At 69.5% G+C, this 26,981-nt stretch carries 27 protein-coding genes, 1 pseudogene and 1 riboswitch; of the genes and pseudogenes, 14 read left to right on the forward strand and 14 right to left on the reverse strand.

Annotated elements, in window-relative coordinates; all coding sequences use genetic code 11:
• Nucleotides 1-143 precede the first annotated feature (143 nt).
• On the forward strand, nt 144-977 hold the full coding sequence (locus ACWC09_RS08060) for an SAM-dependent methyltransferase (protein WP_450849684.1): 834 nt from the start codon (nt 144-146) through the stop codon (nt 975-977).
• A 115-nt stretch (nt 978-1,092) separates the two neighbouring features.
• A complete protein-coding gene (locus ACWC09_RS08065; RefSeq protein ID WP_450849686.1) occupies nt 1,093-2,475 on the forward strand; it encodes a S1 family peptidase in 1,383 nt (460 codons plus the stop codon).
• Nucleotides 2,476-2,540: 65 nt separating this feature from the next.
• On the opposite strand, the gene ACWC09_RS08070 is transcribed toward ACWC09_RS08065, so the two are convergent.
• The 4 genes from ACWC09_RS08070 to ACWC09_RS08085 all read right to left on the reverse strand — a co-directional run bounded on the left by ACWC09_RS08070 (nt 2,541) and on the right by ACWC09_RS08085 (nt 4,814).
• Nucleotides 2,541-2,690 carry a hypothetical protein gene (locus ACWC09_RS08070; RefSeq protein ID WP_450849688.1) on the reverse strand — a complete coding sequence of 50 codons (150 nt, stop codon included), beginning with the start codon at nt 2,688-2,690 and terminating at the stop codon, nt 2,541-2,543.
• Between the two features lie 45 nt (nt 2,691-2,735).
• Nucleotides 2,736-3,308 carry an EamA family transporter gene (locus ACWC09_RS08075; RefSeq protein WP_450849690.1) on the reverse strand — a complete coding sequence of 191 codons (573 nt, stop codon included), beginning with the start codon at nt 3,306-3,308 and terminating at the stop codon, nt 2,736-2,738.
• A gap of 59 nt (nt 3,309-3,367) precedes the next feature.
• Entirely contained in the window at nt 3,368-3,553 is a 186-nt protein-coding gene (locus ACWC09_RS08080; protein ID WP_450849692.1) for a hypothetical protein, read from the reverse strand.
• A gap of 100 nt (nt 3,554-3,653) precedes the next feature.
• On the reverse strand, nt 3,654-4,814 hold the full coding sequence (locus ACWC09_RS08085; protein WP_450849694.1) for an ROK family transcriptional regulator: 1,161 nt from the start codon (nt 4,812-4,814) through the stop codon (nt 3,654-3,656).
• Between the two features lie 167 nt (nt 4,815-4,981).
• On the opposite strand from ACWC09_RS08085, the gene ACWC09_RS08090 reads away from it, so the two are divergent.
• From ACWC09_RS08090 to ACWC09_RS08105, 4 genes are read left to right on the forward strand one after another with little or no spacing between them, the layout of a single operon-like run.
• Nucleotides 4,982-5,947 carry a carbohydrate ABC transporter permease gene (locus ACWC09_RS08090; protein WP_450849696.1) on the forward strand — a complete coding sequence of 322 codons (966 nt, stop codon included), beginning with the start codon at nt 4,982-4,984 and terminating at the stop codon, nt 5,945-5,947.
• Nucleotides 5,948-5,965: 18 nt separating this feature from the next.
• On the forward strand, nt 5,966-6,883 hold the full coding sequence (locus ACWC09_RS08095; RefSeq protein WP_450849698.1) for a carbohydrate ABC transporter permease: 918 nt from the start codon (nt 5,966-5,968) through the stop codon (nt 6,881-6,883).
• 10 nt (nt 6,884-6,893) lie between these two features.
• Nucleotides 6,894-8,243 (forward strand): ABC transporter substrate-binding protein, encoded by a 1,350-nt coding sequence (locus tag ACWC09_RS08100; RefSeq protein ID WP_450849700.1) that lies wholly within the window; start codon nt 6,894-6,896, stop codon nt 8,241-8,243.
• A gap of 14 nt (nt 8,244-8,257) precedes the next feature.
• Nucleotides 8,258-9,460, forward strand: coding sequence for a Gfo/Idh/MocA family protein (locus ACWC09_RS08105; RefSeq protein WP_450849820.1), 1,203 nt, complete (start codon nt 8,258-8,260; stop codon nt 9,458-9,460).
• A gap of 29 nt (nt 9,461-9,489) precedes the next feature.
• Here ACWC09_RS08105 and ACWC09_RS08110 read toward each other — a convergent pair whose 3' ends face one another.
• Complete coding sequence (locus tag ACWC09_RS08110) at nt 9,490-10,188, reverse strand: L,D-transpeptidase family protein (protein ID WP_450849702.1); 699 nt, start codon at nt 10,186-10,188, stop codon at nt 9,490-9,492.
• Between the two features lie 191 nt (nt 10,189-10,379).
• On the reverse strand, nt 10,380-11,177 hold the full coding sequence (locus ACWC09_RS08115) for an SDR family NAD(P)-dependent oxidoreductase (RefSeq protein ID WP_450849704.1): 798 nt from the start codon (nt 11,175-11,177) through the stop codon (nt 10,380-10,382).
• A gap of 49 nt (nt 11,178-11,226) precedes the next feature.
• On the opposite strand from ACWC09_RS08115, the gene ACWC09_RS08120 reads away from it, so the two are divergent.
• Nucleotides 11,227-11,760, forward strand: coding sequence for a hypothetical protein (locus ACWC09_RS08120; RefSeq protein WP_450849705.1), 534 nt, complete (start codon nt 11,227-11,229; stop codon nt 11,758-11,760).
• Nucleotides 11,761-11,762: 2 nt separating this feature from the next.
• On the opposite strand, the gene ACWC09_RS08125 is transcribed toward ACWC09_RS08120, so the two are convergent.
• The 4 genes from ACWC09_RS08125 to ACWC09_RS08140 all read right to left on the reverse strand — a co-directional run bounded on the left by ACWC09_RS08125 (nt 11,763) and on the right by ACWC09_RS08140 (nt 14,835).
• The gene (locus tag ACWC09_RS08125; protein ID WP_450849706.1) at nt 11,763-12,677 is read right to left on the reverse strand and encodes an SDR family oxidoreductase; all 915 of its coding nucleotides are present in this window, start codon (nt 12,675-12,677) and stop codon (nt 11,763-11,765) included.
• A gap of 79 nt (nt 12,678-12,756) precedes the next feature.
• Nucleotides 12,757-13,131: a DUF4180 domain-containing protein gene (locus tag ACWC09_RS08130; RefSeq protein ID WP_450849707.1), complete on the reverse strand. Its 375-nt coding sequence runs from the start codon at nt 13,129-13,131 to the stop codon at nt 12,757-12,759.
• On the reverse strand, nt 13,121-13,750 hold the full coding sequence (locus tag ACWC09_RS08135; protein ID WP_450849708.1) for an MBL fold metallo-hydrolase: 630 nt from the start codon (nt 13,748-13,750) through the stop codon (nt 13,121-13,123). Before ACWC09_RS08135 ends, ACWC09_RS08130 begins: the two co-directional genes overlap by 11 nt.
• Entirely contained in the window at nt 13,750-14,835 is a 1,086-nt protein-coding gene (locus ACWC09_RS08140) for an S-(hydroxymethyl)mycothiol dehydrogenase (RefSeq protein WP_450849709.1), read from the reverse strand. Before ACWC09_RS08140 ends, ACWC09_RS08135 begins: the two co-directional genes overlap by 1 nt.
• 144 nt (nt 14,836-14,979) lie before the next feature.
• Between ACWC09_RS08140 and ACWC09_RS08145 the strand changes: the two genes are divergently transcribed.
• The 3 genes from ACWC09_RS08145 to ACWC09_RS08155 all read left to right on the forward strand — a co-directional run bounded on the left by ACWC09_RS08145 (nt 14,980) and on the right by ACWC09_RS08155 (nt 17,851).
• Entirely contained in the window at nt 14,980-15,189 is a 210-nt protein-coding gene (locus ACWC09_RS08145) for a hypothetical protein (RefSeq protein ID WP_450849710.1), read from the forward strand.
• Nucleotides 15,190-15,217: 28 nt separating this feature from the next.
• Nucleotides 15,218-16,972 carry an ABC transporter ATP-binding protein gene (locus ACWC09_RS08150; RefSeq protein WP_450849711.1) on the forward strand — a complete coding sequence of 585 codons (1,755 nt, stop codon included), beginning with the start codon at nt 15,218-15,220 and terminating at the stop codon, nt 16,970-16,972.
• Nucleotides 16,973-17,485: 513 nt separating this feature from the next.
• Complete coding sequence (locus ACWC09_RS08155) at nt 17,486-17,851, forward strand: nuclear transport factor 2 family protein (protein WP_450849712.1); 366 nt, start codon at nt 17,486-17,488, stop codon at nt 17,849-17,851.
• A gap of 24 nt (nt 17,852-17,875) precedes the next feature.
• Here the strand turns inward: ACWC09_RS08155 and ACWC09_RS08160 are convergent, their stop codons facing one another.
• Entirely contained in the window at nt 17,876-18,403 is a 528-nt protein-coding gene (locus ACWC09_RS08160; protein WP_450849713.1) for a MarR family winged helix-turn-helix transcriptional regulator, read from the reverse strand.
• Nucleotides 18,404-18,464: 61 nt separating this feature from the next.
• Between ACWC09_RS08160 and ACWC09_RS08165 the strand changes: the two genes are divergently transcribed.
• Both ACWC09_RS08165 and ACWC09_RS08170 read left to right on the forward strand, forming a co-directional pair.
• Entirely contained in the window at nt 18,465-19,289 is an 825-nt protein-coding gene (locus tag ACWC09_RS08165) for a hypothetical protein (RefSeq protein ID WP_450849714.1), read from the forward strand.
• Between the two features lie 25 nt (nt 19,290-19,314).
• Nucleotides 19,315-19,398, forward strand: a riboswitch (ZMP/ZTP riboswitch).
• Between the two features lie 23 nt (nt 19,399-19,421).
• Nucleotides 19,422-20,270 (forward strand): bifunctional 5,10-methylenetetrahydrofolate dehydrogenase/5,10-methenyltetrahydrofolate cyclohydrolase, encoded by an 849-nt coding sequence (locus tag ACWC09_RS08170; RefSeq protein WP_450849715.1) that lies wholly within the window; start codon nt 19,422-19,424, stop codon nt 20,268-20,270.
• Nucleotides 20,271-20,341: 71 nt separating this feature from the next.
• Here the strand turns inward: ACWC09_RS08170 and ACWC09_RS08175 are convergent, their stop codons facing one another.
• Nucleotides 20,342-22,300, reverse strand: coding sequence for a ricin-type beta-trefoil lectin domain protein (locus ACWC09_RS08175; protein WP_450849716.1), 1,959 nt, complete (start codon nt 22,298-22,300; stop codon nt 20,342-20,344).
• Nucleotides 22,301-22,485: 185 nt separating this feature from the next.
• Here ACWC09_RS08175 and ACWC09_RS08180 point away from each other — a divergent pair.
• Nucleotides 22,486-22,693 (forward strand): annotated as a pseudogene (locus tag ACWC09_RS08180) (glycosyltransferase); the annotation flags it as partial.
• A 139-nt stretch (nt 22,694-22,832) separates the two neighbouring features.
• Here ACWC09_RS08180 and ACWC09_RS08185 read toward each other — a convergent pair.
• Nucleotides 22,833-23,495 (reverse strand): TetR/AcrR family transcriptional regulator, encoded by a 663-nt coding sequence (locus tag ACWC09_RS08185; RefSeq protein WP_450849717.1) that lies wholly within the window; start codon nt 23,493-23,495, stop codon nt 22,833-22,835.
• A 196-nt stretch (nt 23,496-23,691) separates the two neighbouring features.
• Here ACWC09_RS08185 and ACWC09_RS08190 point away from each other — a divergent pair, with 196 nt between their 5' ends.
• On the forward strand, nt 23,692-24,939 hold the full coding sequence (locus ACWC09_RS08190; RefSeq protein WP_450849718.1) for a YncE family protein: 1,248 nt from the start codon (nt 23,692-23,694) through the stop codon (nt 24,937-24,939).
• Between the two features lie 163 nt (nt 24,940-25,102).
• Here the strand turns inward: ACWC09_RS08190 and ACWC09_RS08195 are convergent, their stop codons facing one another.
• Nucleotides 25,103-26,959, reverse strand: coding sequence for a cellulase family glycosylhydrolase (locus tag ACWC09_RS08195; RefSeq protein ID WP_450849719.1), 1,857 nt, complete (start codon nt 26,957-26,959; stop codon nt 25,103-25,105).
• Nucleotides 26,960-26,981: the final 22 nt, after the last annotated feature.

Here is a 26,981-nt window from a genome sequence, read left to right on the forward strand (position 1 = left end):
ACCGCCGCGGTTCCCGGCACTCGACCCGCCGCTCGGGGGCGACAATCCTTCCTCCATACCCTCGGCAGACATCAACTTCGACGTCTAGATTGCCTGTTGACACCGCCCTCGATGCACCACCAGGCACTCCAGGAGCTGAGCCCGTGACGGAGAACCCGGCAGCCACCGAAGATCCCGGCGCGGCGCTGCGCAGACGCATCGAGACACTGCGCCCGCACACGGCCCGGATCTGGAACTACTGGCTGGGCGGCGGGGACTACTACGAGGTCGACCGGGTGGCCGGCGACCGTATCCGCGAACTCCACCCGGGCATCGGCGAGTACGCCCGCGCCGACCGCCTCTTCCTCGGCCGCGCCGTGCGTCACCTGGTCGTCGACGCCGGGATCCGGCAGTTCCTCGACATAGGCACCGGGCTGCCCACCGCCGACAACACACACGAGGTCGCCCAGCGGCTGGCCCCCGAGTCCCGCGTCGTCTACGTCGACAACGACCCGCTCGTCCTGGCCCACGCCCGCGCCCTGCTGACCAGTACGCCCGAGGGCCGTACGGACCACCTGGACGAGGACCTGCGCAACGTCGACGCGATCCTGGAGCGGGCCGCCGGCACCCTGGACTTCAGTCGGCCGGTCGCCCTGCTGCTGCTGGGGGTGGTCATCTTCATCGGCGACGACGAGGACCCGTACGGGATCGTACGGCGGCTGATGGACGCCCTGCCGGCCGGCAGCCACCTGGTCCTGTCGCACACCATCACGAGCCCCGCGCTGCCCGAGGTGGACGCGGCGGTGCGGTTCTGGAACGAGCACGGGACCCCACGGCTGACCCAGCGCTCCCCCGAGGACGTGGTCCGCTTCTTCGACGGGCTGGAGCTGCTGGAGCCGGGGGTCGTGTCGTGCTCGCGCTGGCGGCCCGACCACTCCGACGACACCGCCGACGCCGACGAGGTGGCCATTCACGGCGGGGTGGGCCGCAAGCGGTAGAAGATCGTCCGCGCGCTGAACGCGGACCGCTCCCGCCACGTATGGAACGAGGGCGCTCAACGACCGGAGGGCCCCGCGGTGTTGGACACCGCGCGTTCGGGTTCGGGAGCCATGCATGAGGCACGCACGACGACGGATCGTCCGGCGAGTGACGCGACTGGCGGCCGTCGGCGGACTGCTCCTTGGGGGTGCCATGGTGACGCAGGCCGCCATGGCGAGCGAGCCGTCCGGCACGTCGGCCGTACCGTTCAGCTCCACGGAGGGCACTCCCGGCACGGGGGCCTCCCTCGTCTCGGAGCTCGGCACCTCCCGTACGGCGGGCACCTGGCTCAACTCCGAGGGGCGTACGGTCGTCGCGGTCACCGACGAGCAGGCAGCGGCCCAGGTGAAGGCGGCGGGCGCCGAGCCGAAGATGGTCGGCCACAGCATGAACGAGCTGAAGGCCGCCACGAAGACGCTGCGTGCGGCGCCCCGGGTGGCCGGGACCGCCTGGGTGATGGACTACACGACGAACCAGGTGGTGGTGCAGGCCGACAGCACCGTGTCCGCCTCCGACTGGTCGAGCATGACCAAGGTCGCGTCCGGCATCGGCAGCTACGTACGCATGCAGCGCACCCAGGGCACCTTCACGACCCGCCTCAACGGTGCGCAGCCCATCCTGTCGACCGGCGGGCGCTGTTCGGCGGGCTTCAACGTGACCAACGGGCAGACCGACTTCATCCTCACCGCCGGGCACTGCGGGCCCACCGGATCGACCTGGTTCGCCGACAACCAGGGCAACCAGCAGCTCGGCAAGACGGTGCAGTCGAACTTCCCCGGCAACGACTTCTCCCTGGTCCAGTACGCGAGCGGTTCGGCGGGAGACGGCGCGGACATCGTGGCCATCGGCAACGGCAACGGGGTGCGGATCACGGGCGTGGGCGATCCGGCCGTCGGGGAACGGGTGTTCCGCAGCGGCAGCACCAGCGGGTTGCACGACGGCGAGGTGAAGGGGCTCGACGCGACGGTCAACTACCCCGAGGGCACGGTGACGGGGCTGATCGAGACCAACGTGTGCGCCGAACCCGGCGACAGCGGCGGCCCGATGTTCTCCGAGGGCATCGCGCTGGGCGTGACCTCGGGCGGCAGCGGTGACTGCACGTCGGGCGGTACGACGTTCTTCCAGCCGGTGACCAAGGCGATGCAGGCGCTCGGCGTCCAGCTGATCGTGTCGAAGCAGGCGGCCGCCCAGCAGGGCGCCTCGCCATCGGCGGCACCGTCCGCGTCGGCCACGCACAGCGCGATCGCTCCCGGCTCCACCTCCCCCGGTTCCTCGGCCCCCTCGACGGGCGTCGCGAGCGGCGAGACCCTGCTGGCCCGGCTGACCAACCCGAGGAACATCGGGCCCGGGATGCTGGTCATCGGCGGCAGCCTGATCGCGCTGGTGGCGACCCGCTACTTCCGGGCGGAGAAGGACCGCAATGAGTACCGGCGGTACTACTCGGCGACCTGGGGGTGACATGTCGGACGGCAGGGCCCGTCGGGGCTGACACGTCGACCGACGTGCCGGTTCACGCCAAGGCCTCAGCCGAGCGTCAGAAGGACCGTGGCCGCCGCCGCGCCGAGCAGACCGGCCGTCTGCCGCCGGGTGATCCGCTCGTGCAGCAGGGCCAGGCCCAGGATGACGGGAAGCGTCGGGTAGAGCGAGGCCAGGACCACGGCGACCGCCGGCAACTGGCGTTGGACGGCGAGGGTGCCGAGGATCAGGGCGAGGGCGGCTCACGGCCCCGACGAGCGGCGCCTGGCCGTGAGCCGCGATGGCGGGCGCGGTGGTCGGAGCCGTAGGGCGGTCGGCAGCAGCAGCACGGCGGCGACGCGGCCGACGGCCACGGGCCACAGCCCGGCGCCGGGGCGCGCCAGACCGAGGGCGACGTACTGCACGGCGACCCCGGCGCCGGCCGGCAGACCGTCTCCGGCTCCCCGCGTCCCGTCCGCAGACCCGCCGGACACGAGCCAGAGCGCGGGCACCGTCACGCCGCTCCCCACCCATGCCCATGTGTCCGGACGGTCTCCGAGGGCGAGCACCCCGCACAGCACGGACAGGGCGACGCCGGTCACGGCGCTGACGGGCACGACCACGCTCATGGCTCCGCGGCTCAGACCCCGGTTGAGGAAGGTCATGGCGATGCCGCTGCCGACACCGGACAGGGCGCCCCACAGCGGCTCGGCGCGGCCGCCGAGCCGGCCGAGGAAGGTGACAGCGGTGTAGGGAGCCCGGCGGGAGAGGATTCCGCCGGTGAAGTCGACGATGCCGTAGCAGACGGCCGAGGCCAGTGCGAGGAGGGGGCCCATCGGACCGGGGCGCCCCGGTCCTGCGCCACGATGCGCGGCGGACCTCGGTCAGACGCGGATCAGGCCGCGCGTGCCGGCTGTGGGGCCGCGGCGGCCCACTCCAGGACGAGGCGCTGGTACTCCTCGCGCTGCTCGCCGCTCAGTGTCCCGCCCGACCGGAGCCACAGGGCCCGGATCTCCTCGTTGACCTCGGCTGCCGAACGTTCGGAGACGGGTTCAACAGTGGTGGACATGGTGTGAAGCATACGGCTCCGGAGGTGAAGGCCACGTGAGCAATCAGGAGAGAAACGGGCATATCGGACCGTGTTACTGATCACGTCCATCTGTCAAGATCCGCCGGAGAGTTCAGCTTTCCGCGGCCCCCAGGACCAGCACCTGGATCGCCAACACCGCGGCGCCACGGGCCCAGTCGTGGAAGTCGGAGACCTTGGTCTCGAGGTCCACCGGGGTGGCCATCGGATGCCGTTGCGCGGTGACCGTCCGCCGCACTGTGTCGCCGGCCACGTCCATCAGCCCGACGCCCTCACCGGCGAGCAGGATCTTCTGCGGCATCGCGAAGTTGGAGATCTGGGCGATCAGGATGCCCAGGGCGCGCGCGGCCTCGCCGATCACTCGGGCGGGCATGGGCTCACCGGCGGCGGCGAGGGCGAGGATCTCCTCGTACGTCCAGTCGCGGCCGGTGGCGGCCCGGATCTGGTAGCGGATGCTGGAGACGGTCAGCAGGGAGACGGCGCTGCCGCGCTCGCCGTCGGGGGTGAGCGGGCCGTTGGGGTCGATGATCCAGTGGCGGCCGAAGCCGCGGTCCTCCTCGGCGCAGGCGATCCGCTTGCCGCCCAGGACCAGGCCGTAGCCGACACCGGCACCGATGGTGAGGACGACGAAGCGGTCCAGGCCGCGGCCGGCCCCGAACCAGGTCTCGGCCTCGACGAGGGCGGCGACGTCGTTCTCGACGACCACCGGCAGCCCGGTGCGCTCCTCCACGAGGCCCGCGAGGGGCACGTCCCGCCACTTCAGAAAGGGCGACTCCCCCACCACGGCACGTTCCTCGACGAGCCCGCCGACGCCGATGCCGATGCCGGCCAGGCGCGGGTGAGCGCGGGCCAGCTCTGTCGTCATCTCGGCGAGCAGGTCGGCGACCCGGGCGGGATCGCGGCTGGCGAGCGGGCGGTCGTAGCGGGCGACGATATCGCTGCGGAGGGTGGTGACGACGCCGTAGACCATCTCCTCGGTGATCTTGAACCCGATGAAGGAGCGGGACTCGGCGACGACGTCGAGCGGCTGGGAGGGGCGCCCCTGGCGCACCTCTGCCGGGGTGCCCGCCTCGGGGACCTCGACGAGCAGGCCCGACTCGATGAGCGGTTTGGTCAGCCGGGTGAGGCTGCCCGCGGAGAGGTCGAGCCGGCGGGCGAGTTCGGTGCGCGACAGCGGGCCGTGGACGAGCACCTCGATCGCCACCGAGCGCTCACCGGGGCTCAGGGGAAGCCAGCTGGCCGCAACTGTGGTCATGGAGGTCAGACTCCCACATGATTTTTTTCGGCATGAAATCAACAGGTCCACTCTAAGGCTTCACGGAAGCCGGGGGAAAGATATCTGCAGGGACCTTGACGGGTCGATTCTTTCGCTACAAAAGTAAGTGGGCGAGGACGAGCCGCCGTAGACGAGGGAGTCTCCCGATGACCATCGCCTCCAGCAGCCCTCCGTCGCGTCTGCCACTGGGCAGTGTCGAGAGGGCCGCGAACAAGCAGAGGACCGGACGGGCCAGGGCCCGTGAGAACGGGGGCGACGGACGGCTCGCCGCGGTGTTCATCGCACCGGCGCTGCTGGGCTTCACGGTCTTCCTGCTCTGGCCGACACTGCGGGGCATCTACCTGAGCTTCACCCGCTTCAACCTGCTCACCCCGGCCGAGTGGGTGGGCCTGGACAACTATGTGCGGATGGTCCACGACCCCATCTTCTGGGACTCGTTGAAGGTCACCGTCGAGTACGTGGTCATCAACATCGGTGTCCAGACGGTGGCGGCGCTCGCCATCGCCGTACTCCTGCAGCGGCTGACGCAGTCGGCGGTGCTGCGCGGGATCGTGCTGACGCCGTATCTGATGTCGAACGTCGTGGCGGGCGTCGTCTGGCTCTGGATCCTGGACACCCAGCTCGGTATCGGCAACCAGATCATCGGGGCGCTCGGTTTCGACCACATCCCGTTCCTCGCCGACGAGAACTGGGCGATCCCCACGATCGCCCTGATCAACGTGTGGCGGCACGTCGGTTACACCGCGCTGCTGCTGTTCGCCGGGCTCATGGCCATCCCCGGCGACATGTACGAGGCGGCCAGGGTGGACGGCGCGAGCGAGTGGCGGATGTTCTGGCGGATCACCCTGCCGCTGCTGCGGCCGGTGCTGGCGGTCGTTCTGATCATGACGGTGATCGGTTCGTTCCAGGTGTTCGACACGGTCGCCGTGACGACCATGGGCGGTCCCGCGAACGCCACCAACGTGCTCCAGTACTACATCTACGGCGCCGCCTTCGGCCGCTTCCAGTTCGGCTACGCCTCGGCCATGTCGGTCGCCCTGCTCGTCGTACTGAGCGCGATCACGTTCCTGCAGTACCGGCTCACCCGGGCCGGCCAGAGCGACCTCGGCTGACGGAAGGAAGTGACCCACATGGCTGCCGTGGCAACCACGACGACCGTACGGCCCACCAGGCGCCGAGTCCCCCTCGGCCGGATCGTCGCCTGGGCGGTGATGACCGCGATCCTGCTGATCACGCTGCTGCCGTTCTACTGGATCCTGCGCACCGCGCTGTCCGCCAACACCGCACTCGCCGCCCACCCCGGCGACCCGCTGCCGGTGGACCTCACGACGGGCGGCTTCGAGCGGGCGCTGGGTCTGCAGTCGGCCAAGGAGGCGATCGCCCAGGGCGGTGCGGGCGGCGGGCTGAAGTTCTGGCGCTATCTGCTCAACTCGGTGATCGTCTCGACCCTGATCACCGTCTGCCAGATCTTCTTCTCCGCCATGGCCGCATACGCCTTCGCGCGGCTCAGGTGGCGCGGCCGGGACAAGGTGTTCGGGCTGTTCCTCGCCGGACTGATGGTCCCCGCGATCTTCACCCTGCTGCCGAACTTCGTGCTCATCAAGCAACTCCACCTGGTGGACACCCTGTTGGGCATCGCCCTGCCGACGATGTTCATGACGCCCTTCGCGGTGTTCTTCCTGCGGCAGTTCTTCATGAACGTCCCGCTCGAGGTCGAGGAGGCCGCCCTGCTGGACGGGGCCGGGAAGGTGCGGATCTTCTTCCGGGTGCTGCTGCCGATGGCGTCGACGCCCATCCTCACGCTGGGCGTGCTGACGTACATCACCTCGTGGAACGACTACTTCTGGCCGCTGATGGTGTCCTACAGCGACAGCTCGCGCGTGCTGACCGTTGCGCTGGCCATCTTCCGGGCACAGACCCCGCAGACCGGCTACGACTGGTCCGGCCTGATGGCCGCGACGCTCATCGCCGCGCTTCCGATGCTCGTGCTCTTCGGGTTCTTCGCGCGCCGCATCGTCAGCACCATCAGCTTCACCGGCATCAAGTAAGGGGACAGGCATGCGAGTTCGGATGCGGAGCGTGATCGCGCTGACCGGCGCGCTGGCGCTGTCCCTCGTCGCCGGGTGCGCGAAGGGCGTCGGCGCGGGAGGGGGCGCGAACACGGTGACGTACTGGCTGTGGGACTCCAACCAACTGCCCGCCTACCAGGCCTGTGCGCAGGGGTTCGAGAAGGAGAATCCCGGTCTGACCGTGAAGATCAGCCAGATGGGCTGGGACGACTACTGGACCAAGCTCACCGCGAGCTTCATCGCGGGCACCCAGCCGGACGTCTTCACCGACCACATCCAGAAGTTCGGCCAGTTCGCCGACCTGAAGGTCCTCGAACCGTTGGACAACCTGGGAATCAAGCCCTCGGACTACCAGTCGGGGCTGGCCGACAACTGGATCGCCCAGGACGGCCACCGCTACGGCGCCCCCAAGGACTGGGACACGGTCGCCCTCTTCTACAACAAGAAGATGGCACAGTCGGCCGGGATCACCGAGCAGCAGCTCAACAGTCTGGCCTGGAACCCGAAGGACGGCGGCACCTTCGAGAAGACCATCGCCCACCTCACGGTCGACGTCCACGGCAGGCACGGCGACGAACCCGGCTTCGACAGGCACCACGTCAAGGTGTACGGCCTCGCGACCGGCGGTGGCGGCGACGGCGACGGACAGACCCAGTGGAGCAACTTCGCCGCCTCCGCGGGCTGGAGCTATGCCGACAAGAAGCGGTGGGGCACCAAGTACCGGTACGACAGCAGGACCTTCCAGTCCGTGGTCAAGTGGTACTTCGGCCTGGCGAAGAAGGGCTATCTGGCGCCCCTCGCGGACTACAGCGCGGGCGCCGATCCGGCCAACGCACAGGTCGCGGCGGGCAAGGCGGCCACGGCGTTCGACGGTGCCTGGATGATCTCCACGTATGCCGCGATGAAGGGCATCAAGGTCGGCACCGCCTTCACGCCGGCCGGTCCGACCGGCAAGCGGGCCACCATGATGAACGGCCTCGCCGACTCCATCACCAAGAACGCCCACAACAAGCAGGGCGCCAAGAAGTGGGTGCGATACCTGTCGTCCGACGCGTGCCAGCGGATCGTCGGCGGTTACGGCATCGTCTTCCCGGCCACTCCGGGCGGCACGAAGGCGGCGGTGGCCGCCTACGCGAAGAAGGGCATCGACGTCACGGCCTTCACCAAGCCGGTCACCGACCAGAAGGACTTCAGGACCTTCACCTTCCCGATCACCAACAACGCGGCGGATGTGTTCGCCCTCATGCACCCTGCCATGCAGGGCATCTACGGCGGCGGCAAGTCCGTCGGCAGCCTCGACCAGACCAACGACCAGATCAATCTCATCCTCTCCCAGTGAAGGACACGCCTTACATGACGTTCTCGCTCGGCATCGTCGGCGCAGGCCAGTTCTCCGGCCAGTTCGCCACGTTGTTCCAGGCCCACCCCGGCGTCAGCGACGTCTACGTCACCGACCTCCTGCCTGAAAGGGCGGAACAACTCGCCGCCGCCCAGGGGCTGGCGGGCACCTTCCCCTCGTACGAGGCGATGCTGGAGTCCCCGGCCGTCGACGCGGTCGCGGTCTTCACACAGCGCTGGACGCACGGACCGCTGGTCCTGCAGGGCCTGAACGCGGGCAAACACGTGTACTCCGCCGTGCCCATGGCGATCACCACGGACGAGATCTCCGCCATCATCGACGCGGTCAAGGCGACCGGACTGACGTACATGATGGGTGAGACCAGCCAGTACAACCCGGCGACCGTGCACGCCCGCAACCAGATCGCCGAGGGCGCCTTCGGGCGGATCTTCTACGCCGAGGGCGACTACGTCCACGACATGGATCTCGGCTTCTACGAGGCGTACCAGTACAGCGGCGGCGAGAACTGGAAGCGGACCGCCAGCTATCCCCCGCTGCTCTATCCCACGCACTCGGTGGGCGGGGTGCTCGGCGCCTGGCAGACGCACGCCGTGAGTGTGTCGGCGATCGGTGTGGTCGACGAGCGGGGAGACGGCGTCTTCGACAAGGACGTCAGCCAGTTCGGCAACGACATCTCCAACGCGACCGCGCTGTTCGAGGTGGCGGGCGGGGGCTCGTTCCGTACGAACGAGTTCCGGCGGGTCGGCTACCCGTCCCACATACGGGAGTCGCGTTTCCGGTTCTTCGGGACCGACGCGAGCATGGAGCAGCTCGCGACGGTCGCGCTGTGGCAGGACAAGAAGGGGGTGCAGGACATCAGCGAGCTGCTGGAGCCCAAGCCCACCATGTCTCCTGACGATCCGTCACTTCAGCACATCGCGCCGGAACTCCGGGCCGCCTTCACCTCCGGTTCGGCACCGGTGCACGACCGGGCGCGGCTGCCGCGGGAGTTCGACAACCTGCACAACGGGCACGAGGGCAGCCACCACTTCCTCGTCGACGACTTCGTGACGGCCGTGAACACGCGGTCGCTGCCGTCGGTGAACGCGTGGGTGGCGGCCCGCTACACCCTGCCGGGCATCGTCGCCCACGAGTCGGCGCGGCAGGGTGGGGTGCGGCTGGAGATCCCGGACTTCGGGGACGCTCCCCAGGCGTGAACCGGTGCGAGCCGGGTGCCTGTGCTGCGTCAGGTGCCCGGCTTGCGGCCGTAGACGAAGACGTCGTCGCCCGTCTTCAGCAGCGACCAGTACTTCTTGGCCGTGGTCGTGGTCATGTTGACGCAGCCGTGGGAGCCCGGCGGGTTCCACATGCTGAGGTTCACCGAGTGGAAGGCCTGGCCACCGTCGAAGAACTGGCTGTAGGGCATGGGCACGTTGTAGATGTTCGAGACGTGGTTCTTGTCCCGCCAGTAGATCTTCTTCAGGCCGGTGCGGGTGACGTATCCCTTGCGGCCGGTGCGGACCGGGACGGGGCCGTAGACGAGCCGGCTGCCGTCCTGGATCCAGCTGAGCTGGAGGGTGAGGTTGACGCAGGCGATGCGGCCCTTGTTGGTCGGGCACGTGCCGTCCTTGTTGGGGTTGTTCCCGACGGCCTTCTGCTTGTTCATGAGGTCCATCACGCCCCAGGTGACGGACCCGGCGTAGCCGATGTTCGGCGTGATGCCGTGCTTGGTCTGGAAGGCCTTGATGGCCTTGCAGTCACTGGCGGACTGCTTGCCGTCGACCGTCAGGCCGAGGAACTTCTCCACCTGCTTCTGGTAGGGCCCGGTACTCGTCGTACAGCTCGTGGACGCCTGGGCGGACCCGGCGCCCAGTGCGAGTGTGAGCGGCGCCACCAGTCCGGTGATCCCCAGTACGACGGCTCCCCGTCTGCGTATGTCCCCCATGTCCGACCTTGCCTTTCGCGCTCGATGCCCGTCTGTTCTGCGATCTCTGCCAGCTAGACAGGTGTCCGGCGCGATCGGTTGTAGGCCACAGGACGTTACGACCAAACGGTGACATTCGCAGTGCGGCAGGTCACAGGGCGGCCGGTCAGAGGGCGGCAGGTCACAGTGCGACGGGTCACAGTGGGGCGCGCTCAGGTGGTGCCGCGCAGTCCGGTCACCGCGTTGAAGCCGGTGTGGACCGCGGTCAGCCCGCCGTCGACGGTGAGCGCCGTGCCGGTGATCCAGGCCGCGTCGCGGGATGCAAGGAACGCGACCGCGGCGGCTACGTCCTCGGGCTCACCGACCCGGCCCAGGGGGTACAGCGGGCGCAGCGCCTCGAGATCGGCCTCTCGTCCTTCCCACGCCGAGGTGCGGACCGTGCCCGGCACGACGAGGTTCACGCGGACTCCGCGCGCGGCAGCGTGACCGGCGAGGGTGCGGGTGAGGGAGACGAGGCCGGCCTTGGCGGCGCTGTAGGCCTGGTTGCCGAAGTCATGGAGGCCGTTGACCGAGCCGATGCTGACGATGGCACCTCTGCCGGAGGCGACCAGGTGCGGGAGGGCGGCCCGGCAGCAGCGGTAGGTTCCGGTGAGGGTGATGTCGAGGTCGCGGGCCCAGGCCTCGTCCGGGCCGTCCTCGAAGAGCGGGGTGTCGGGGGTGCAGCTCGCGGCGCAGTTGACCAGCACGTCGAGCGCACCGAAGGCGTCGACGGCGTGGGCGACGGCCGCCTCGACCGCGGCCCGGTCGGCCACGTCGCAGGCCAATGCCTCGGCGGTGAGGCCCTGTTCACGCAGTGCGGTCGCCGTCTTCACGACCTCGCGCGGGTCGGCGTCGGTGAGCAGGACCCGCGCGCCCTCTTCGGCGAGCCGCCGGGCGACGGCGGCGCCGATGCCGCGGGCCGCGCCGGTGACGAGAACTCCGTACGCCTCGAAGCGCTTTGTGTCAGCCATGGGCCGAAGCTACTCCCCCGAAGATCCACGGGGCAGGTAGCGTGCGCCCATGTCCGCGTTTCTGCAGCAACTCCCCGCGCTGATAGGTGTCGTGATCGGTGCGCTCGGTTCTTATCTGGCGGTGGTGCGGGGTGATCAGGCGCGGTTTCGGCGGGAGCGGGCGGCGCGGTGGGAGGAGCGGCGGCTCGCGGCCTACGTCGACTACGCGCAGACGCTCAAGAGATCCGTGGCGCTGACGTACCGGATCGCTTCCCACCTCGGCAATGATCCGCATCCGCATCCGCTGTCCCTGGAGGAGGCAGAGCCACTGCTGGCCGAGGCGATGGCCGCCCGGGATCCAGCCTGGGAGACCCTGCTGCTTCTGGGCAGCCCCGAGGTGGTCGAGAAGGGCAGGACCTGGGTGCTGACGCTCATCGACATGGAGCAGTTCGTACGCCGCGACGTGCACGAGACGGCGGATTGGCACGCTCTGTTGGAACAGCAGCGGGCCACACGCGACGGGTACTACACGGCCGTGCGCAACGACCTGGCTCTGCCGCCGGGCCACTCGGCGCTGTGGTCCCCGCCCATGCTCGGCAGCTGACCTCACCGGTACCCGGTCGCATCCGCGGGTTTCCCGGCGTCCTGGACCTCCACCAGATAGCGCCACGCATCCGGTCGGCTGCCGTCCAGGTCGGTGAAGCCGTAGAGCTGGGCGAGACCGCCGCTGGACAGGGACTGGCCGTTCCAGCGGGAGACGTCCGGATCGGCGGACAGCGCGGCGACGGCGCGGCCGACGTAGCGGGGTGTCTCGGAGATGGCGAAGTGGGGGACGCGGGTGAGGGCGTCACGCCAGTTGTCCTCGCGGACGCCGAACTGGTCGAGCATGATCTCCGAGCGCAGCCAGCCCGGGGTGAGGGCGACTGCGGTCGCCCCGCGCGGGCCCAGTTCGTGGGCCAGCGCGAAGGCCATGCGGAGGACGGATGCCTTGGCGAGGTCGTAGAAGAAGGAGACCCGGTAGGTGTCACGGTTGTAGTCGGCGGTGCCGTCGGAGACCTCGATCGCCAGGCCGCCGGGGTGGCGCAGCAGCAGGGGCAGGGCGTGGTGGCTGGTGATCGCGTGTGTCTCGACGGCGAGGCGGAGCAGTCTGAGGCCGTTGTCGAGGTCGTGCTCCCAGACCGGGGTGTCCCAGGCGAAGAGGTGTTCGCCGCCCCAGATGTCGTTGACGAGGAGGTCGAGGCGGCCCTGTTCGTCGGCGATGCGGTCGACCAGGGTGCGGACCTGGGTGGGATCGAGGTGATCGGTCGGTACGGCGATGCCATGGCCACCGGCCTCGGTGACCAGGTCGGCGGTGTCCTCGATGGTCTCGGGGCGGTCGTACTCCGAGCGCTGGGCGCGGGTGCTGCGCCCGGTGACGTAGACCGTGGCGCCGGCCGCGCCGAGCTCCACCGCGATCCCCCGTCCCGCTCCGCGGGTCGCCCCGGCGACCAGCGCGACCTTGCCTTCCAGCGGCTGTGGCATGTCCGACCTCCCGTTGTGCCCGATGTCGCTTCGAGCATGACGGCGAAGCCGGACAACCTCTGACGTGTTTTCCGCCCGCTCAGCCGACGCCGCCCAGTTTTTCGTCCAGGGCGTCGAAGTCGGCCAGGAACCAGACATGGCCCTGCCTGTTCGTCTCGTGAACGAAGTCGCGCAGGGCCGTGCTCTCGGTGACGTGCCGCGAGATGTCCCCGAGTACGGCGAGCCGCATCCTGTAGTTGACGAACTTCTGCATGATGGCGCCCGCGACTCCCGAGCCGAGCCGGAAGAACTCCTCCCCGACCCGCTCGGCGGGCACGGCGACCAGGTGTGCGTCGCGTCCCATCGCGTCGCCGATGAGGTCGAGCGCCGCGCGCTCACCGTCCAGGGCCGGCCCGTCCGGAGCGCAGTGCAGCACGTTCACGCCCCGCAGGGCCACGACGGTGTCAGTGGCCACGGGCGATCCATTCCTCCAGGTGCGGGGCCTCCGCGCCGATCGTCGTCGGGTCGCCGTGGCCGGTGAGGACCTTGGTCTCGGGCGGCAGGGTGAGCAGGCGATCACGGATGGAGTCGATGATCGTCGGGAAGTGGGAGTACGACCGTCCGGTGGCGCCGGGGCCGCCCTGGAAGAGGGTGTCGCCGGTGAAGACGGTGCCGAGACCGGGGTCGTGGAGGCAGACGGCGCCCGGTGCGTGGCCCGGGGTGTGGAGCACGGTGAGGTCGGCACCCGCGGCCTCGATGACCTGGCCGTCGGCCAGATGGGCGTCGGGGTCGCGGTCGGGGTGGGTCTGCTTCCACAGCGGCAGGTCGTCGGGGTGCAGCCAGATGGTGGCGCCGGTGCGGTCGGCGAGTTCGGGCGCGGCGTCGATGTGGTCGTTGTGGGCGTGGGTGCAGATGATGGCCGTGAGGCGCCGGTCGCCCACCGCCTGCACGATGGCCTCCGCGTCATGGGCGGCGTCGATGACGATCACCTCGTGGTCGTCGCCGACGAGCCACACGTTGTTGTCGACGTCCCAAGTGCCGCCGTCGAGGCTGAACTGGCCCGAGGTGACCAGGCGTTCGATGCGGGCGGCCATCAGAGCACCACCACCGAGCGCAGAACGTCGCCGTGGTGCATCCGCTCGAAGGCCTTCTCCACATCGGTCAGTTCGATGGTCTCGGTGACGAACGCGCCCAGGTCCAGGCGGCCTTGCAGATGCAGGTCGATCAGCATCGGGAAGTCGCGGGAGGGCAGGCAGTCGCCGTACCAGGAGGACTTGAGCGCGCCACCGCGGCCGAAGACGTCCAGCAGGGGGAGTTCGAGCTTCATCTCCGGAGTGGGGACACCGACCAGAACCACGGTCCCGGCCAGGTCACGGCCGTAGAACGCCTGCTTGTACGTCTCCGGGCGGCCGACCGCCTCGATGACCACGTCGGCGCCGAAGCCGCCGGTCAGCTCCTGGATGGCCTCGACCGGGTCGTTCTCCCGCGAGTTGACCGTGTGCGTGGCGCCCATCGAGCGGGCGGTCTCCAGCTTGCGGTCGTCGATGTCCACGGCGATGATCTTCGCCGCGCCGGCCAGGCGCGAACCGGCGATCGCCGCGTCGCCGACACCACCGCAGCCGATGACGGCGACCGTGTCACCACGGCCGACGTTCCCGGTGTTGATGGCAGCGCCGATACCCGCCATCACACCGCAGCCGAGGAGCCCGGCGACCTGGGGTGCCACGGCCGGGTCGACCTTCGTGCACTGGCCCGCCGCGACAAGGGTCTTCTCGGCGAAGGCCCCGATGCCCAGCGCGGGCGACAGCTCGGTGCCGTCGGTCAGGGTCATCTTCTGCTCGGCGTTGTGGGTGTTGAAGCAGTACCAGGGGCGTCCGCGCAGGCAGGCGCGGCAATTGCCGCACACCGCACGCCAGTTGAGGATGACGAAGTCACCGGGGGCCACGTCCGTGACGCCCGCACCCACCGACTCCACGATGCCCGCGGCCTCATGGCCCAGCAGGAAGGGGAAGTCGTCGTTGATGCCGCCCTGCTTGTAGTGGAGGTCGGTGTGGCAGACGCCGCAGGCCTGGATGGTCACCACCGCTTCTCCGGGTCCCGGGTCGGGCACGACGATCGTCTCCACCCGGACCGGCTCGCCCTTGCCCGGTGCGATCACGCCGCGTACTTCCTGCGCCATGGTGCTGAACCCTTTCTTCGGCCCGTGTTCGTCCCCTCGACCCTACGGGTGACTGATCGGTAACGGCACGGTGACCTGCCGCACCGCTCACCCGGAGGAACTCCCGCACGGCCGGGCGAGGGCCTGCTCCTCGGCCGGCAGCCGATGCTGCACGTGCACCGGGGTCTCGGCGACCTGGCGGGCCGAGACGCCGATCGCGACCCCGGCCGTCTGCGCACGGTGGACGAACTCGGGTGCGGGCTGGCCGAGTCGGGGCTGCGGCTGGTCTACGGCGGTGCCCGCACCGGACTCATGGGCGCGTTCTCGCCGGCTCCGGACCGGCAGGTTCTGCGGGAGGAGGCCGACGTAGCCTGAATGCTCCGCACGTCTCCCGAGGAGCGCCGTGAGCATCGTAGACATCGAGACCGGACCGCCCGCCTGGCGGCTGCTCCTCGGCTACGTACGACCGCACCGCTGGGCCCTGCTGACGGGAGCGCTGCTGTCGCTGGTCACGGGGGCCACCGGACTGCTGCTGCCGCTGGTGGCAAGGGGGTTGATCGACGACCTGTCCCACGACCGTGCCATCACCGGCGCGTTGCTCGCCATGTCGGCGCTGGTGATCGCCAACGCGGCGCTGGGCGCGCTCGGTTCGTACGTGCTGCGGCGCACCGCGGAGTCCGTGGTGCTCGGGGCACGGCGCGCGCTGTCGTCGTATCTGCTGAGGCTGCGCATCACCGCGGTCGACCGCAGCGAGCCCGGCGATCTGATGGCTCGGATCACCTCGGACACCACTCTGCTGCGCGAGGTCACCACGGACTCGCTGGTCGGCCTGGGCACGGGCGGGCTCACACTGCTCGCGACCATCGTGATGATGGGGCTGGTGGACCCGGTGCTGCTGGGGGTCACCCTGGCCGTGATCCTCGGCGCCGGCACGGTGCTCGGGGTGATCGTGCCGCGTATCAACCGCGCCAGCCGGCGGGCGCAGGACGCGGTCGGTCTGATGGGTGCCTCGCTGGAGCGGATCCTCGGCGCGCTGCGCACGGTGAAGGCGTCCGGTGCCGAGCACCGGGAGGAGCGGACACTGCACGAGGCCGCCGAGGAGTCGTGGCGGCAGAGCGTGCGGGCCGCCAAGTGGTCGGCTGCGGCGGGCAATACGGCCGGCCTCGCGATGCAGATCGCGTTCATCACGGTGCTCGCGGTGGGCGGTGCGCGGGTCGCTACCGGGGCCATCGAGGTGGGCACGCTGGTGGCGTTCCTGCTGTACGTGTTCTATCTGATGTCCCCGATCCAGCAGGTGGTCGGCGCGATCACGCAGTACCAGACCGGTGCCGCCGCCCTGGCCCGCATCCAGGAGGCGCTGAGCCTGCCCTCCGAACCCCAGGCCCCGCCCGCCCCGCTGCCGACTCCGGGCGCGGAACCGGCCGCGCTCGTCTTCGACGAGGTCCGTTTCCGGTACGCCGACGATCTGCCGTACGTCCACCACGGGGTGACGTTCGCCGTGCCGGCGCGGGGCATGACGGCGTTCGTCGGCCCGTCCGGCGCGGGCAAGACGACCGTCTTCTCGCTCATCGAGCGGTTCTACGACCCCGAGTCGGGGACGATCGCCCTGGACGGCCGCGATCTCACCGACTGGGCACTTCCCCAGCTCCGGTCGGCGATCGGCTATGCGGAGCAGGACGCGCCGGTCCTGTCGGGTTCGCTACGAGGCAACCTCCTGCTCGGGAACCCGGACGCGGACGAGGCCGCGATCACGCGGGTGCTGAAGACGACCCGCCTCGACGGCCTGGTCGCCCGGCTGCCCCGGGGACTGGAGACTCTGGTGGGCCACCGCGGTACCAAACTCTCCGGCGGCGAACGCCAACGCGTCGCCATCGCCCGCGCGTTGCTGCGCCGACCCCGCCTGCTGCTGCTCGACGAGGCCACCTCGCAGCTCGACGCGGTGAACGAGGCGGCGTTGCGCGACACCGTCGCGGATGTCGCCCGTACGACGACTGTGCTGGTCGTGGCGCACCGGCTGTCCACGGTGACGATGGCGGACCGGATCGTCGTCATGGACGCGGGCCGGGTGCGCGCCGTGGGCACCCACCGCGAACTCGTCGCCGCCGACCCGCTCTACGCGGAGCTGGCGGCCACGCAGTTCCTGGCGAAGGCCGGGTGAGGGCGGGCGCGGTCGCTCCATTCCTTGATCGCCCTCCCACCCTGGGCGGGCGCCTACGCGTGGAACATCTCGCACCACGACTTCCTGATGCACCCCCGGCCCGGCTTCCACTTCGTGAATACCGCCGGGTGAAGTTCCCTTCACAAATGTGCGAGCGCAGTGGCATGGCCCACTTGAAGGCTCCGAGCAGCGGGGACACGGGCACGCCGATGTCGGTGCCCCGGAGCAGCTGGTTCAGGTCGTTCACCCGGTTCAGCCGGTTCAGCTGCTGCAGCTGAGCGGACGGCCCACGGTGGCTGTGTTCGCCATCGGCGCGGCGAGGCCGGTGAGGCTCGCGGCGAGACCAACGGCGGTGGTGATACGTCGTGTTGAGATCAGGCTTTCAGCAACGCCACCGGGCACCCGCCGGACACCGGCGCACCGCCCCGCTCACCTGTCAGGCTCATCACCCCGGCTGCGCTTGCCGAGCCTGCCGGGTCGGAGGAGTCTCGAAGGGAGACGAAGGAGGTCACCATGGGCACTGCGGCACGCCCCGCCTTCGACACCGACACACTGCGCCGGGGCATCGAAGGACAAACTGCGGAGACACTGCTGTCTCTCTACGCGGACGACGCGGAGATACGTCTCGTCAACCGCAACGCCACGCCCAGCCACCCCAAGGTCCTGCACGGCCGTGACCAGATCGGCGAGATGCTCACCGACGTCTACAGCCGTGACATGACGCACAAGCTGGAGGGATGCGTGGTCCAGGGCGACAACGCGGCCTACAGCGAGTCCTGCCAGTACCCGGACGGGATGCGTGTCCTGTCCGAGTCGATGCTCACGTTGCGCGACGGCAAGATCTCCGAGCAGATCATCATCGAGGCATGGGACGAGTAGGAGGCGGAACCGCGAGGGTTCAGGTCACCTCTCGGTTGACCTGGACCTTCTCGGCCCGGCTTGGTCGGACTCGACAGCCACGACCAGCTTCCGCAGCAGATCGGCGAGTGTCCGTCGCTCTTCTTCGGTCAGCACTGAGAGCAGTGCGGTCTCGTCCGCTTCCTCCGACTCGGTCTGCTGTTCGAAGGCGGCGTGCCCTGCGTCGGTGAGGCGCACCAGGACGCGCCGGCGGTCGGCGCGCTCGTGCGTCCGGCTGATCAGTCCCGCCTCCTCCAGCGGACCCAGCCGTGCCGACAGCGCACCCCGGGTCAGCCCGAGATGATCGGCCAGGCGTGAGGGACTCGCGGTGTACGGCGGGCCGAGCCTGCGCAGGGTCAGCAGCACCTTGTACTGCCAGTTCCGCAGCCCGTCGGAGTCGAGCGTGGCGCGCCGGGCCTGGGACGCATGCCGGGCCAGGATGTGCAGCCGCGCGAAGATCGCCTCCTTCACCGGGTCCATCCACTCGAGCTCCTTCGACCACACCGCGACATGCCGGTCGACCGAGTCCTCCATTGTCTGCCTCCCGCAGTGATTTTCTTGTGGATGGTTTTTTGCCTGACTACTTTCCCCTGTCATGACGAACACCACGAGCACAACCGTCGAAGTCGACGAACTCCTCGCCGCTGCCCGCGAGTTGTCCCTCGCCGGCCGATGGGACCGGGCACTCCGCCTGCTGGACGCGACCACCTGCACCGCACCCGGGGACCGCGCCCGCCTCGCCCTCGCGGCGGCCGAAGTCGCCCTCCAGAGCGACTGGTTCGGCGGCACGGAGCTCACGGCCGTCCGTGCCGAGCGGGCGGAGAAGGAGTCCCCGGGAGCCGACTGGGACCTGGACTTCGTACGACTGCGGCACGGCTATCTCCAACTGCTGCACGTCGAGGGCACGTTCCGGCCGGGACCCGAGGGCAAGGATCCCGAGGCACTCACCGGCATCAGGCGCAGCGCCCATGACCTCCGCGAAGGCGCCCCCGACGAGGTGCGCCGGGGCTGGGCCTCGATGTACCTCGGGCTGATCGCCGACAACCTCCTCGCCGAGCCCGTTGCGGCGCCCGCCCACTACGAGGCGGCCCTCCGGGCGGGCGAGGCCGGCGGTGACGACCTGCTGGTCCGCGAGGCGCTGCGCCACCTCGGCGCCCACCACCACGCGACCGGCGACCACCGCCGGGCGCTGGAGCGGTGGCAGCGGGCCACGGTTCTGGGGGCGCGGGCGGGCATGGTCCCCGGCATGCTCACGCAGCAACTGCTGCTGGCGGTCATCGCCAGGGACACGGGCGACGAGGCCGGGGCGAGGGCGCTGGTGACGGAGATCGCCCGTTGGGCCGAGGCGATCGGCGCCCGGCACATCCACGCCCAGGCGGTCGGCTTCCTCACCGCGCCCCGGCAGGTCAGCGGGTCCTGACCGTCATAGCGCCTCGGTTAGGCTGATGGCGGGCCGTGACTGGCGCTGAGGTGGAGTACCACCGGGGAGCGGCCTCGCAGAGTCGATGCCGTGCGCCTGGGCGATCCGGTCACACCAGCCCAGGAGTGGATCATGACCCAGGCCCGGCTCATGGACGGCACCGTGCTCGCCCGCCGTATCGTCGAGGAGACCGCACAGCGCGCCGCCGACCTCACCGAGCGCACCGGCAGCGCGCCCTGTCTCGCGACGGTGCTGGTCGGCGAGGACCCCGCCTCCGTCACCTACGTCCGGATGAAGCAGAACCGCTGCCGCAAGGCCGGACTCCAGTCCCGGCACGTGGCCCTGCCCGCCGCCACGACCACCGAGGAACTCGTCGGCACCCTGCGCGAGTTGTCGCAGGACCCGGCCGTGCACGGGATTCTCCTCCAGCACCCGATGGGCGAACACATCGACGAGCGGGCCGCGTTCGAGGCGATCGCGCCCGAGAAGGATGTCGACGGCGTCACCTTCGCCTCGTTCGCGACGATGAGCTTCGGTCTGCCGGGCTTCGTGTCGTGCACGCCCGGCGGGATCCTGCGGCTGCTCGACGAGTACGACGTCGACCCCTCCGGCAAGCGGGCCGTGGTCGTGGGCCGCAGCGCCATCCTCGGCAAGCCGGTGGGCATGCTGCTGCTCGGCCGGGACGCGACGGTGACGTACTGCCACTCGCGCACCCGGGACCTGTCGTCGGTGGTGCGCGAGGCGGACATCGTGGTCGCCGCGGTGGGGCGGCCACGCCTGATCCGGGGTGAGGACATCAAGCCCGGCGCCGTGGTGATCGACGCCGGGTACAACCCGGGCAATGTCGGCGACGTCGACTTCGGCTCCGCCGCACAGCGGGCCTCGCTCATCACGCCGGTGCCGGGCGGCGTCGGTCCGATGACGATCGCCACGCTCCTGGAGCAGACCGTCGACGCCGCCGCCCGGCAGCTCGGGGTGTGATCAGCGCGTCCAGGCGCTGTACGACATCACACCCCCTGCCTTGACGCTGATCATGTGCCGCTAGGACGGCGCTAGTTCAGCGTCCACTTCTGGTTGTCACCGCCGTTGCAGCTCCACAGCACGAGGTTGCTGCCGTTGGCGGTGCCGCCGTTGTAGGCATCCAGGCAGAGGCCCGCGTTGACATTGGTGATCGTTCCGTCGCTGTTGACGTTCCACTGCTGGTTGGCCTGGCCGTTGCAGTCCCAGATCACGACCTTCGTGCCGTTGGTCGTGCCGAGGTTGTAGGCGTCCAGGCACTTGTTGCCGTAGACCACGAGCTCCTTGCGGGAGGTGTACGTCCAGGCCTGGTTCTGGCCGCCGTTGCAGTCCCACAGTTCGGACTGGGTGCCGTTGGTGATGGTGTTGTTGTAGATGTCGACGCAGCGGCCGGACTGTTTGCCGACGACCTGGTTGCCGTTGGCGCCGGGCAGGGGTCTGACGGTCAGCGAGTCGAGGGTCGGGGCACCCGAGAAGGTGAGCGAGTTGGTCGAGCCCTTGGCGAGGCCGACCTCCAGCGAGATCGTGCCCGCGCTGGAGCCGGTGGGCGGGAAGGCGACCGCGGTGGTGCCCTGGCCGTTGACCTTGACCGTGCCGACGCGGGTGCTCGACGTGTTGTTGGTGTACGACACGTCGACGACCTTGACGCCGGTGCTGCCGGCGACGACGCCGCTGAAGCTGGACGTACCGGTGTAGGTGCTGCTCGACGCCTCCGTGCCGCCGGTGACAGTGAGCATCACCGAGCCGCCCGCCGGGACGCTGGTGGTGTAACTCGTGCCGTATGTACCGACGTTGGCCCGCGCCCACAGGTCACGCACCGTCGCCGACGCGTTGGTCAGACCGAGGTCGGACCAGCGGACGGTGATGTTCTGCGCGGAGGAGGTGCGGTTGAGCAGGACGACGGCGCGGTTGCCGGTGCCGGCCAGGACCTTGCCGTAGACCTGCAGTCCGGTGGTGTCCTCGGCGACCTTGACGCCCTGGAGGCCGCGCGCGTCCTGGTCGACGGCGACGACCTCGGGGTTCTTGAGGATGCCGGCGGTCTCCGTCGTCATGGTGGCGAGGTTGTTGCCGGCGAGAAGGGGTGCGCCGGAGATGGCCCAGAGGTTCATATGGGTGCGGTTCTGGGCGGCGGTGAAGCCGTCCATGCCGACCATCAGCATGTCCGGGTCGTTGTAGTAGCCGGTGTGCTGGGCGGTGGGGTGCAGGGTCTGGTCGAAGTTGGACAGCAGGTTCGTCATCGACGGCGAGTTGCCGTAGTAGATGATGTCGGTGCTGGTCCGCCACATCGGGGCCTGGCCCGGAGCCCAGTTCCAGGGGTTCTGCTTGCCCCAGTTGCAGATGGACAGGGTGAGCGGACGGCCCGTGGTGGCCGCGGCCTTCGCGACCGCGTCGCTGATCGACTGGTAGGTCGTCGCCGCGTCGAGCCCCTCGGCGTCGCCGCCGCACCAGTCGACCTTGACGAAGTCGAAGCCCCACTGGGAGAACTGCAGCATGTCCTGGTCGTAGTGGCCCTCGCTGCCGCTGCCCGGGGCGGCGGGGCGGCCGGTCGGGTAGTAGTAGCCGCAGCCGTCCTTGCCGGCGTCGGTGTAGATGCCGGCCTTGAGGCCCTTGCTGTGGATGTAGTCCGCGATGGCGCTCATGCCGCCGGGCCACTCGCTGGTGTCGACAGTGATGTTGCCGGCGCTGTCGCGGGTGCCCTGCCACCAGCCCTCGTCGATGTTGATGTACTTGTACCCGGCCGCCGGCAGGCCCGCGGCGACGAAGGCGTCCACCTGCTGCTTGATGACGCTGTAGTCGATCTTGGCGGCAAAGCTGTTCCAGGACGCCCAGCCCATGGGCGCGGTGGGGACGGATATCTGACGGGTCGTCGCCGCCTGGGCCGGAGCGGGCGCCGCGAAGAGAAGGGCGGCGGTCGCCGTCAGGGCGAGGGCGAGGAGGCGTACGGCGGCGGTTCTGAGGCGTCGCACCAGGGTCGTACATGGCGGGGGGTACATGCGGCTCCTGATATTCGAAATGTCGAACACAGATCGGTAATCCGAACGTATTGCGCGCCGAAAGTAGAGCCACAGACGAAGGGAAGTCAACGGATGTGACAGGCGTGAAGTGGCCTTTCCGCACGGGTCGTTGTCGCCGAGCGGGGCACCCCGGCGCCATACTGGCCGTCGCGCGTGTAGCGATCATGACAGCGGGCTCGCGGGGCGACGTGGCCCCCTACACCGGACTCGGACACGGGCTCTTCCGCGCCGGGCACGAGGTCACCCTGGTCACGCATGCCCGGTTCGAGCCGCTGGCGGCGGGGGCGGGGGTGCGGTTCCATCCGCTCCCGGTGGACCCCCGGGCCGAGTTGGAGTCCTCACGCGGGCGCGTCGCCCATCGCACCGACACCCACGCCACGAGGCAACGCCGACAACGGCAAACCCCCGCAGCCGGTAGCAGGCGGCGGGCATCCGGGCAGGCCTCGACGGACGCCGCAGTCGTCCTTCGCCCGGCACCCCGTGCCCCCGGTCACCCACGGCTCGCGCAGCGTCAGTCGCCCGTCGTCCCCCAGCCCGGCGGTCGCAGGATTCCCAGCAACTGCCGGACCAGCTCGTCCACCACCTCGTCCAGCGTCGCGTCCACCCAGCCGGCGCTCCAGTCATGGAGGAGCCCGTTCACGCTGCCGATGAAGGCCGCCGCGGCGAGGCGGTAGTCGCGCGGGGCCGCCTCCCCGCGGGCAGCCGCCTCCCCGGCCTCCGCGCAGATGAGGTCGACCCAGCGGGCACGGCGGGCCAGGCGCTGCTCCTCCAGGCGTGGGCTCACGCCGATGATCTCGACGAAGGTGATCCGAATCCGGCGCGGATCGCTGGTGACGTTGCCGGCGTAGGCGCGGAAGATCGCGGTCACACGCTCGTCCAGCGGGCGGCCCTGCCCCTCGGCGAACGCGGCCAGCACCGCCTCCTCGGCCCAGTCGTTGACCTGGAGATGGAGGGCCGCCAGTACGTCCTCGAGGGTGCGGAACTCCTCGTAGAACTGCCTGGTCGACAGGCCCGCGGCCTCGCTCAGCGCCGAGACGGTCGTCGCCCGGTAGCCGGGCTCGCCGCCGAACAGCTCCAGCGCGGCGTCCAGGAATCTCCTGCGTCGATCGGCCTGCCGCTCGGCAGCGGTTTTGCCGCCGTATCGCCCGGTCGGCGCCTTGAGCCTGCCCGCCACTGACCCTCCCTCGTCGCCTGATCCGCCAATTTTGTCGTGTACGCAGTCTTGTGGAGAAGGGCGCCTCTCCTTACTTTCCAGTAAGTAAGACTCTGAACGCGCTTGTTTTCAGATTCTGCCGAACCGATTCCTTTGGCATGCCCTCATTACATCTCAGCCATCAGACACGCCCCAGCCATCAGAGGAGAGAGCACCCATGCCTGCCTTCAGAACCAGGCACCTATGCTCCGTGGCCGCCGCCCTCGTCCTGACCATCGCCGCTCCGGCCACCGCCGCCACCGCGGACTCGTCCGCGGCACTGCGCGAGGTGCTGTTCGTCGGCAACAACTGGGACGGCACCGCCACCGTCCTGAAGTCCTCCGGGGACTTCGCCAAGGTCGGCGAGCTCAACGTCGTCCCCGACAAGGCGGCACGGATCGCGGAGATCAACGCCGACCCGATCAAGTGGATCTACTACACGGCGATCCACAACGAGGTCGGACAGGGCCACGACCAGTACGTCGACGACATGTACTCCACGCCGGACGGCAAGTCCGTGGTCGTCTCCCGCCCGAGCTTCGCCGACGTCGTCTCCATCGACCTGGCCACCGACAAGATCAACTGGCGTTTCCCGGTGGCCGGCTACCGCGCCGACCACATGGCGGTCTCCCCCGACGGCACCAAGGTCGCGGTCTCGGCCTCCACCGCCAACAAGGTCCAGGTGCTGGACATCAACACCGGCAAGGAACTGGGCGAGTTCGACACCGGTGACAAGCCGCACGAGAACGTCTTCACCAACGGCGGCAAGTACATCTGGAACATGGCGATCGGCGAGGTCACCACCTCCCTCGACGACCCGTCGCTGGACTGGACGAAGGGCGACCGCCACATCACGGTCGTCGACGCCACCACGTACAAGACGGTCAAGACCATCGACATGCGGGACCGACTGGACGCGATCGGCCTCACGAACTTCTCCGACGCTGTACGGCCCGCCGCGTTCACGCCCGACTGGTCGAAGATGTACTTCCAGGTGTCGTTCTTCAACGGCTTCCTGGAGTACGACATCGCCACCGACAAGATCACTCGGGTGAAGACGCTGCCGCAGAACCCCGCGACCAGCACCGACCGCACCACCTGGCTGCTCGACTCGCGCCACCACGGCATCTCGATGAGCCCGGACGGCACCAAGCTGTGCGTCGCCGGCACGATGGACAACTACGCCACCGTCGTCGACCGCGCCACCCTCCAGGAAGGGCCGCTCGTCACGGCGTCCACGCCCTACTGGGCCACCGTCAGCGGCGACGGCAAGGACTGCGTCATCTCCGAGAGCGGTGCCGACCAGGTCACCGCGATCGACTTCGCGACCGGGCTGAAGGTCACGTCCGTGCCCGTGGGAGACCATCCTCAGCGGGTACGGCTCGGCCATGTGCCGGCCGACTGGACCGGTGCGTCGACGAGTTGACGGCTCGTCAAGGAAGTGGTGGGGGCGGCGAGTTGTCCGCCCCCACCGTCCTACTGCCGGATGCGCAACGCCGACCGCGAGTCCGGCACGGAAGCCCGGGCGGACGTGACGGAGAAGGTCCTCGGCTGAGGGTTCCTCCGCGCCGCCCGCCCGAGCCGTCCGGTCAGAAGTGCGCCGCCGCCCAGGCCGCCAGCTCGGACCTGGCCGCGCTGAGCAGGCTCGCCGACGGTGCGGTCGCCCCGTTGGTCACCAGCGCGTAGTGCAGCACGCCGGAGTCAGAGTCGGTGAGCAGCAACCGACGGCTGCCCGTGCCGCCGGGTTCGAGGGCCGCGCCGATCGGAGTGGAGGACGTGTACGCGGGCGGTCCGTAGACCGTGCCGAGGTCGGAGACGACCGTGGTCGTGGCCGTCGGGAACGAGGCGGGCAGGTGCAGTTCGGTGGGTGCCGAGCCGCTGCCCGACCTCCACAGGAGCAGCCCGTACTGACCGGAGCCGACCAGCTGCGACACGTTCGGCAGTGAACTGGGGACCGGGTTCCAGGTCAGGGTCGTCGAGCCGTCGCGGGAGCGGTCCTCGTAGGTGAAGGCGAGGGTCGTGCCGGCGGTGGCGCTCGGGTAGACGCGGTCGAGGAGACGGGCGTCCTGACGGAGCGTCACCGTGCCGGAGTCGTTCATGTTCACGGCGGACAGGTCCTCGTCGTTCCAGGCGTCGCCGGAGGTCTGCACCTTGTCGGCGTTGTCGTTCATCAGCTCGTGGTGACGGCCGTTGTAGATGTCCCACTGCCACTGGTTGCCGGAGAGCACCGGGCCGGACGCGGACGGGTTGGACCACCAACTGGAGCCCGGCAGGCGGGAGTCGAGGGCCTGGTACATCGCCTTGTCGACCGTCGGGGCCTTGCCCGACACCGACCCGGACAGCGGATGGCCGAACTCACTGACCACGGCGGCCGTTCCGGCGGCCGACGCCCGGTCGCGGATCGTCCCGAAGTCGGTCGAGTACTGCCCGTCCGAGGCGTTGCCCCACATCAGGATCCCGGAGATGGCCTTCTGGTCGTAGAAGTGGGTGTTGAACACATACCGCGGGCCGAGCGTGCCCGCGTCCAGCAGGCCGCCCTCCTGCTTCTGGGAGTCGATGTTGGCGTTCCAGAAGAGGTTCGGCTCGACGAAGGCGGGCTTGTTCTGCCAGCCGGCCGCGTCCATCCGGGCCCGGAACTTCTGGTAGAAGGGCCACAGCAGGTTCTGCTCCCAGGTGCGGCTGGTCTGACCCGAGTCGTAGCTGCCGGCATACGGCTCGTTGTACGGGTCGAAGCCGACGATGCCCGCGAACTCCGCGTCGCTCAGGTGCTGTTCGAGGTACGCCATGGTCTTCTGGGCGGTGTCGAGGAACGAGTCCTGCAGGCCGTAGTTGTTGTGCCAGAAGTCGTACTGCGCCTTGGTCACGGCCTGGTTCTGGGTGATGTTCTGCCCCCAGAAGAGGCAGATGCCACACGACTCCTGCGGGTAACTCCCCAGCGTCACCGCCCACTTGGGCGCGCCGTCACCCGTGTACCAGCTGCCGGAGTTGAAGAGGTAGCGCGAGTAGAGGTCCTGATGGAAGTCGGGGTAGACACGGATGCCCGCGTCGAGGAACGCCTGTACCTGGGCGGTGACCGCGGACAGATACGTGGTGTCGACCGTGCCGCGGGTCGGCTCGGCGTGGGCCCAGGACAGCAGGAAGCGGACCGAGTTGCCGCCGCCCAGGGCACGCAGCGCGGTCGCCGACTTCTTGGCGTCGGCGACCGAGGCGAAGGGCAGACCGCTGTTCTCCTCCAGCTTGGTCTCGCCGGAGACGTTGTAGCCGCGCAGGACGACCTCGCGGCCGTTGCCGTCGACGAATCTGCCGTTCTGCACGGTCAGCGGTGACTCGTCGAACCAGAGGGAGTCGGAGAGAGTCGCGGCGGAGGCGGACGGAGCGCCCGCCACCGTCAGGGATCCGAAGAGGACAACCAGGACAAGGAGCAGACGTGCCCGGATGTTCGGCATGTCCACTACAGTCCGGCCGTTT

It is taken from the genome of Streptomyces sp. NPDC001617, from assembly GCF_053596855.1.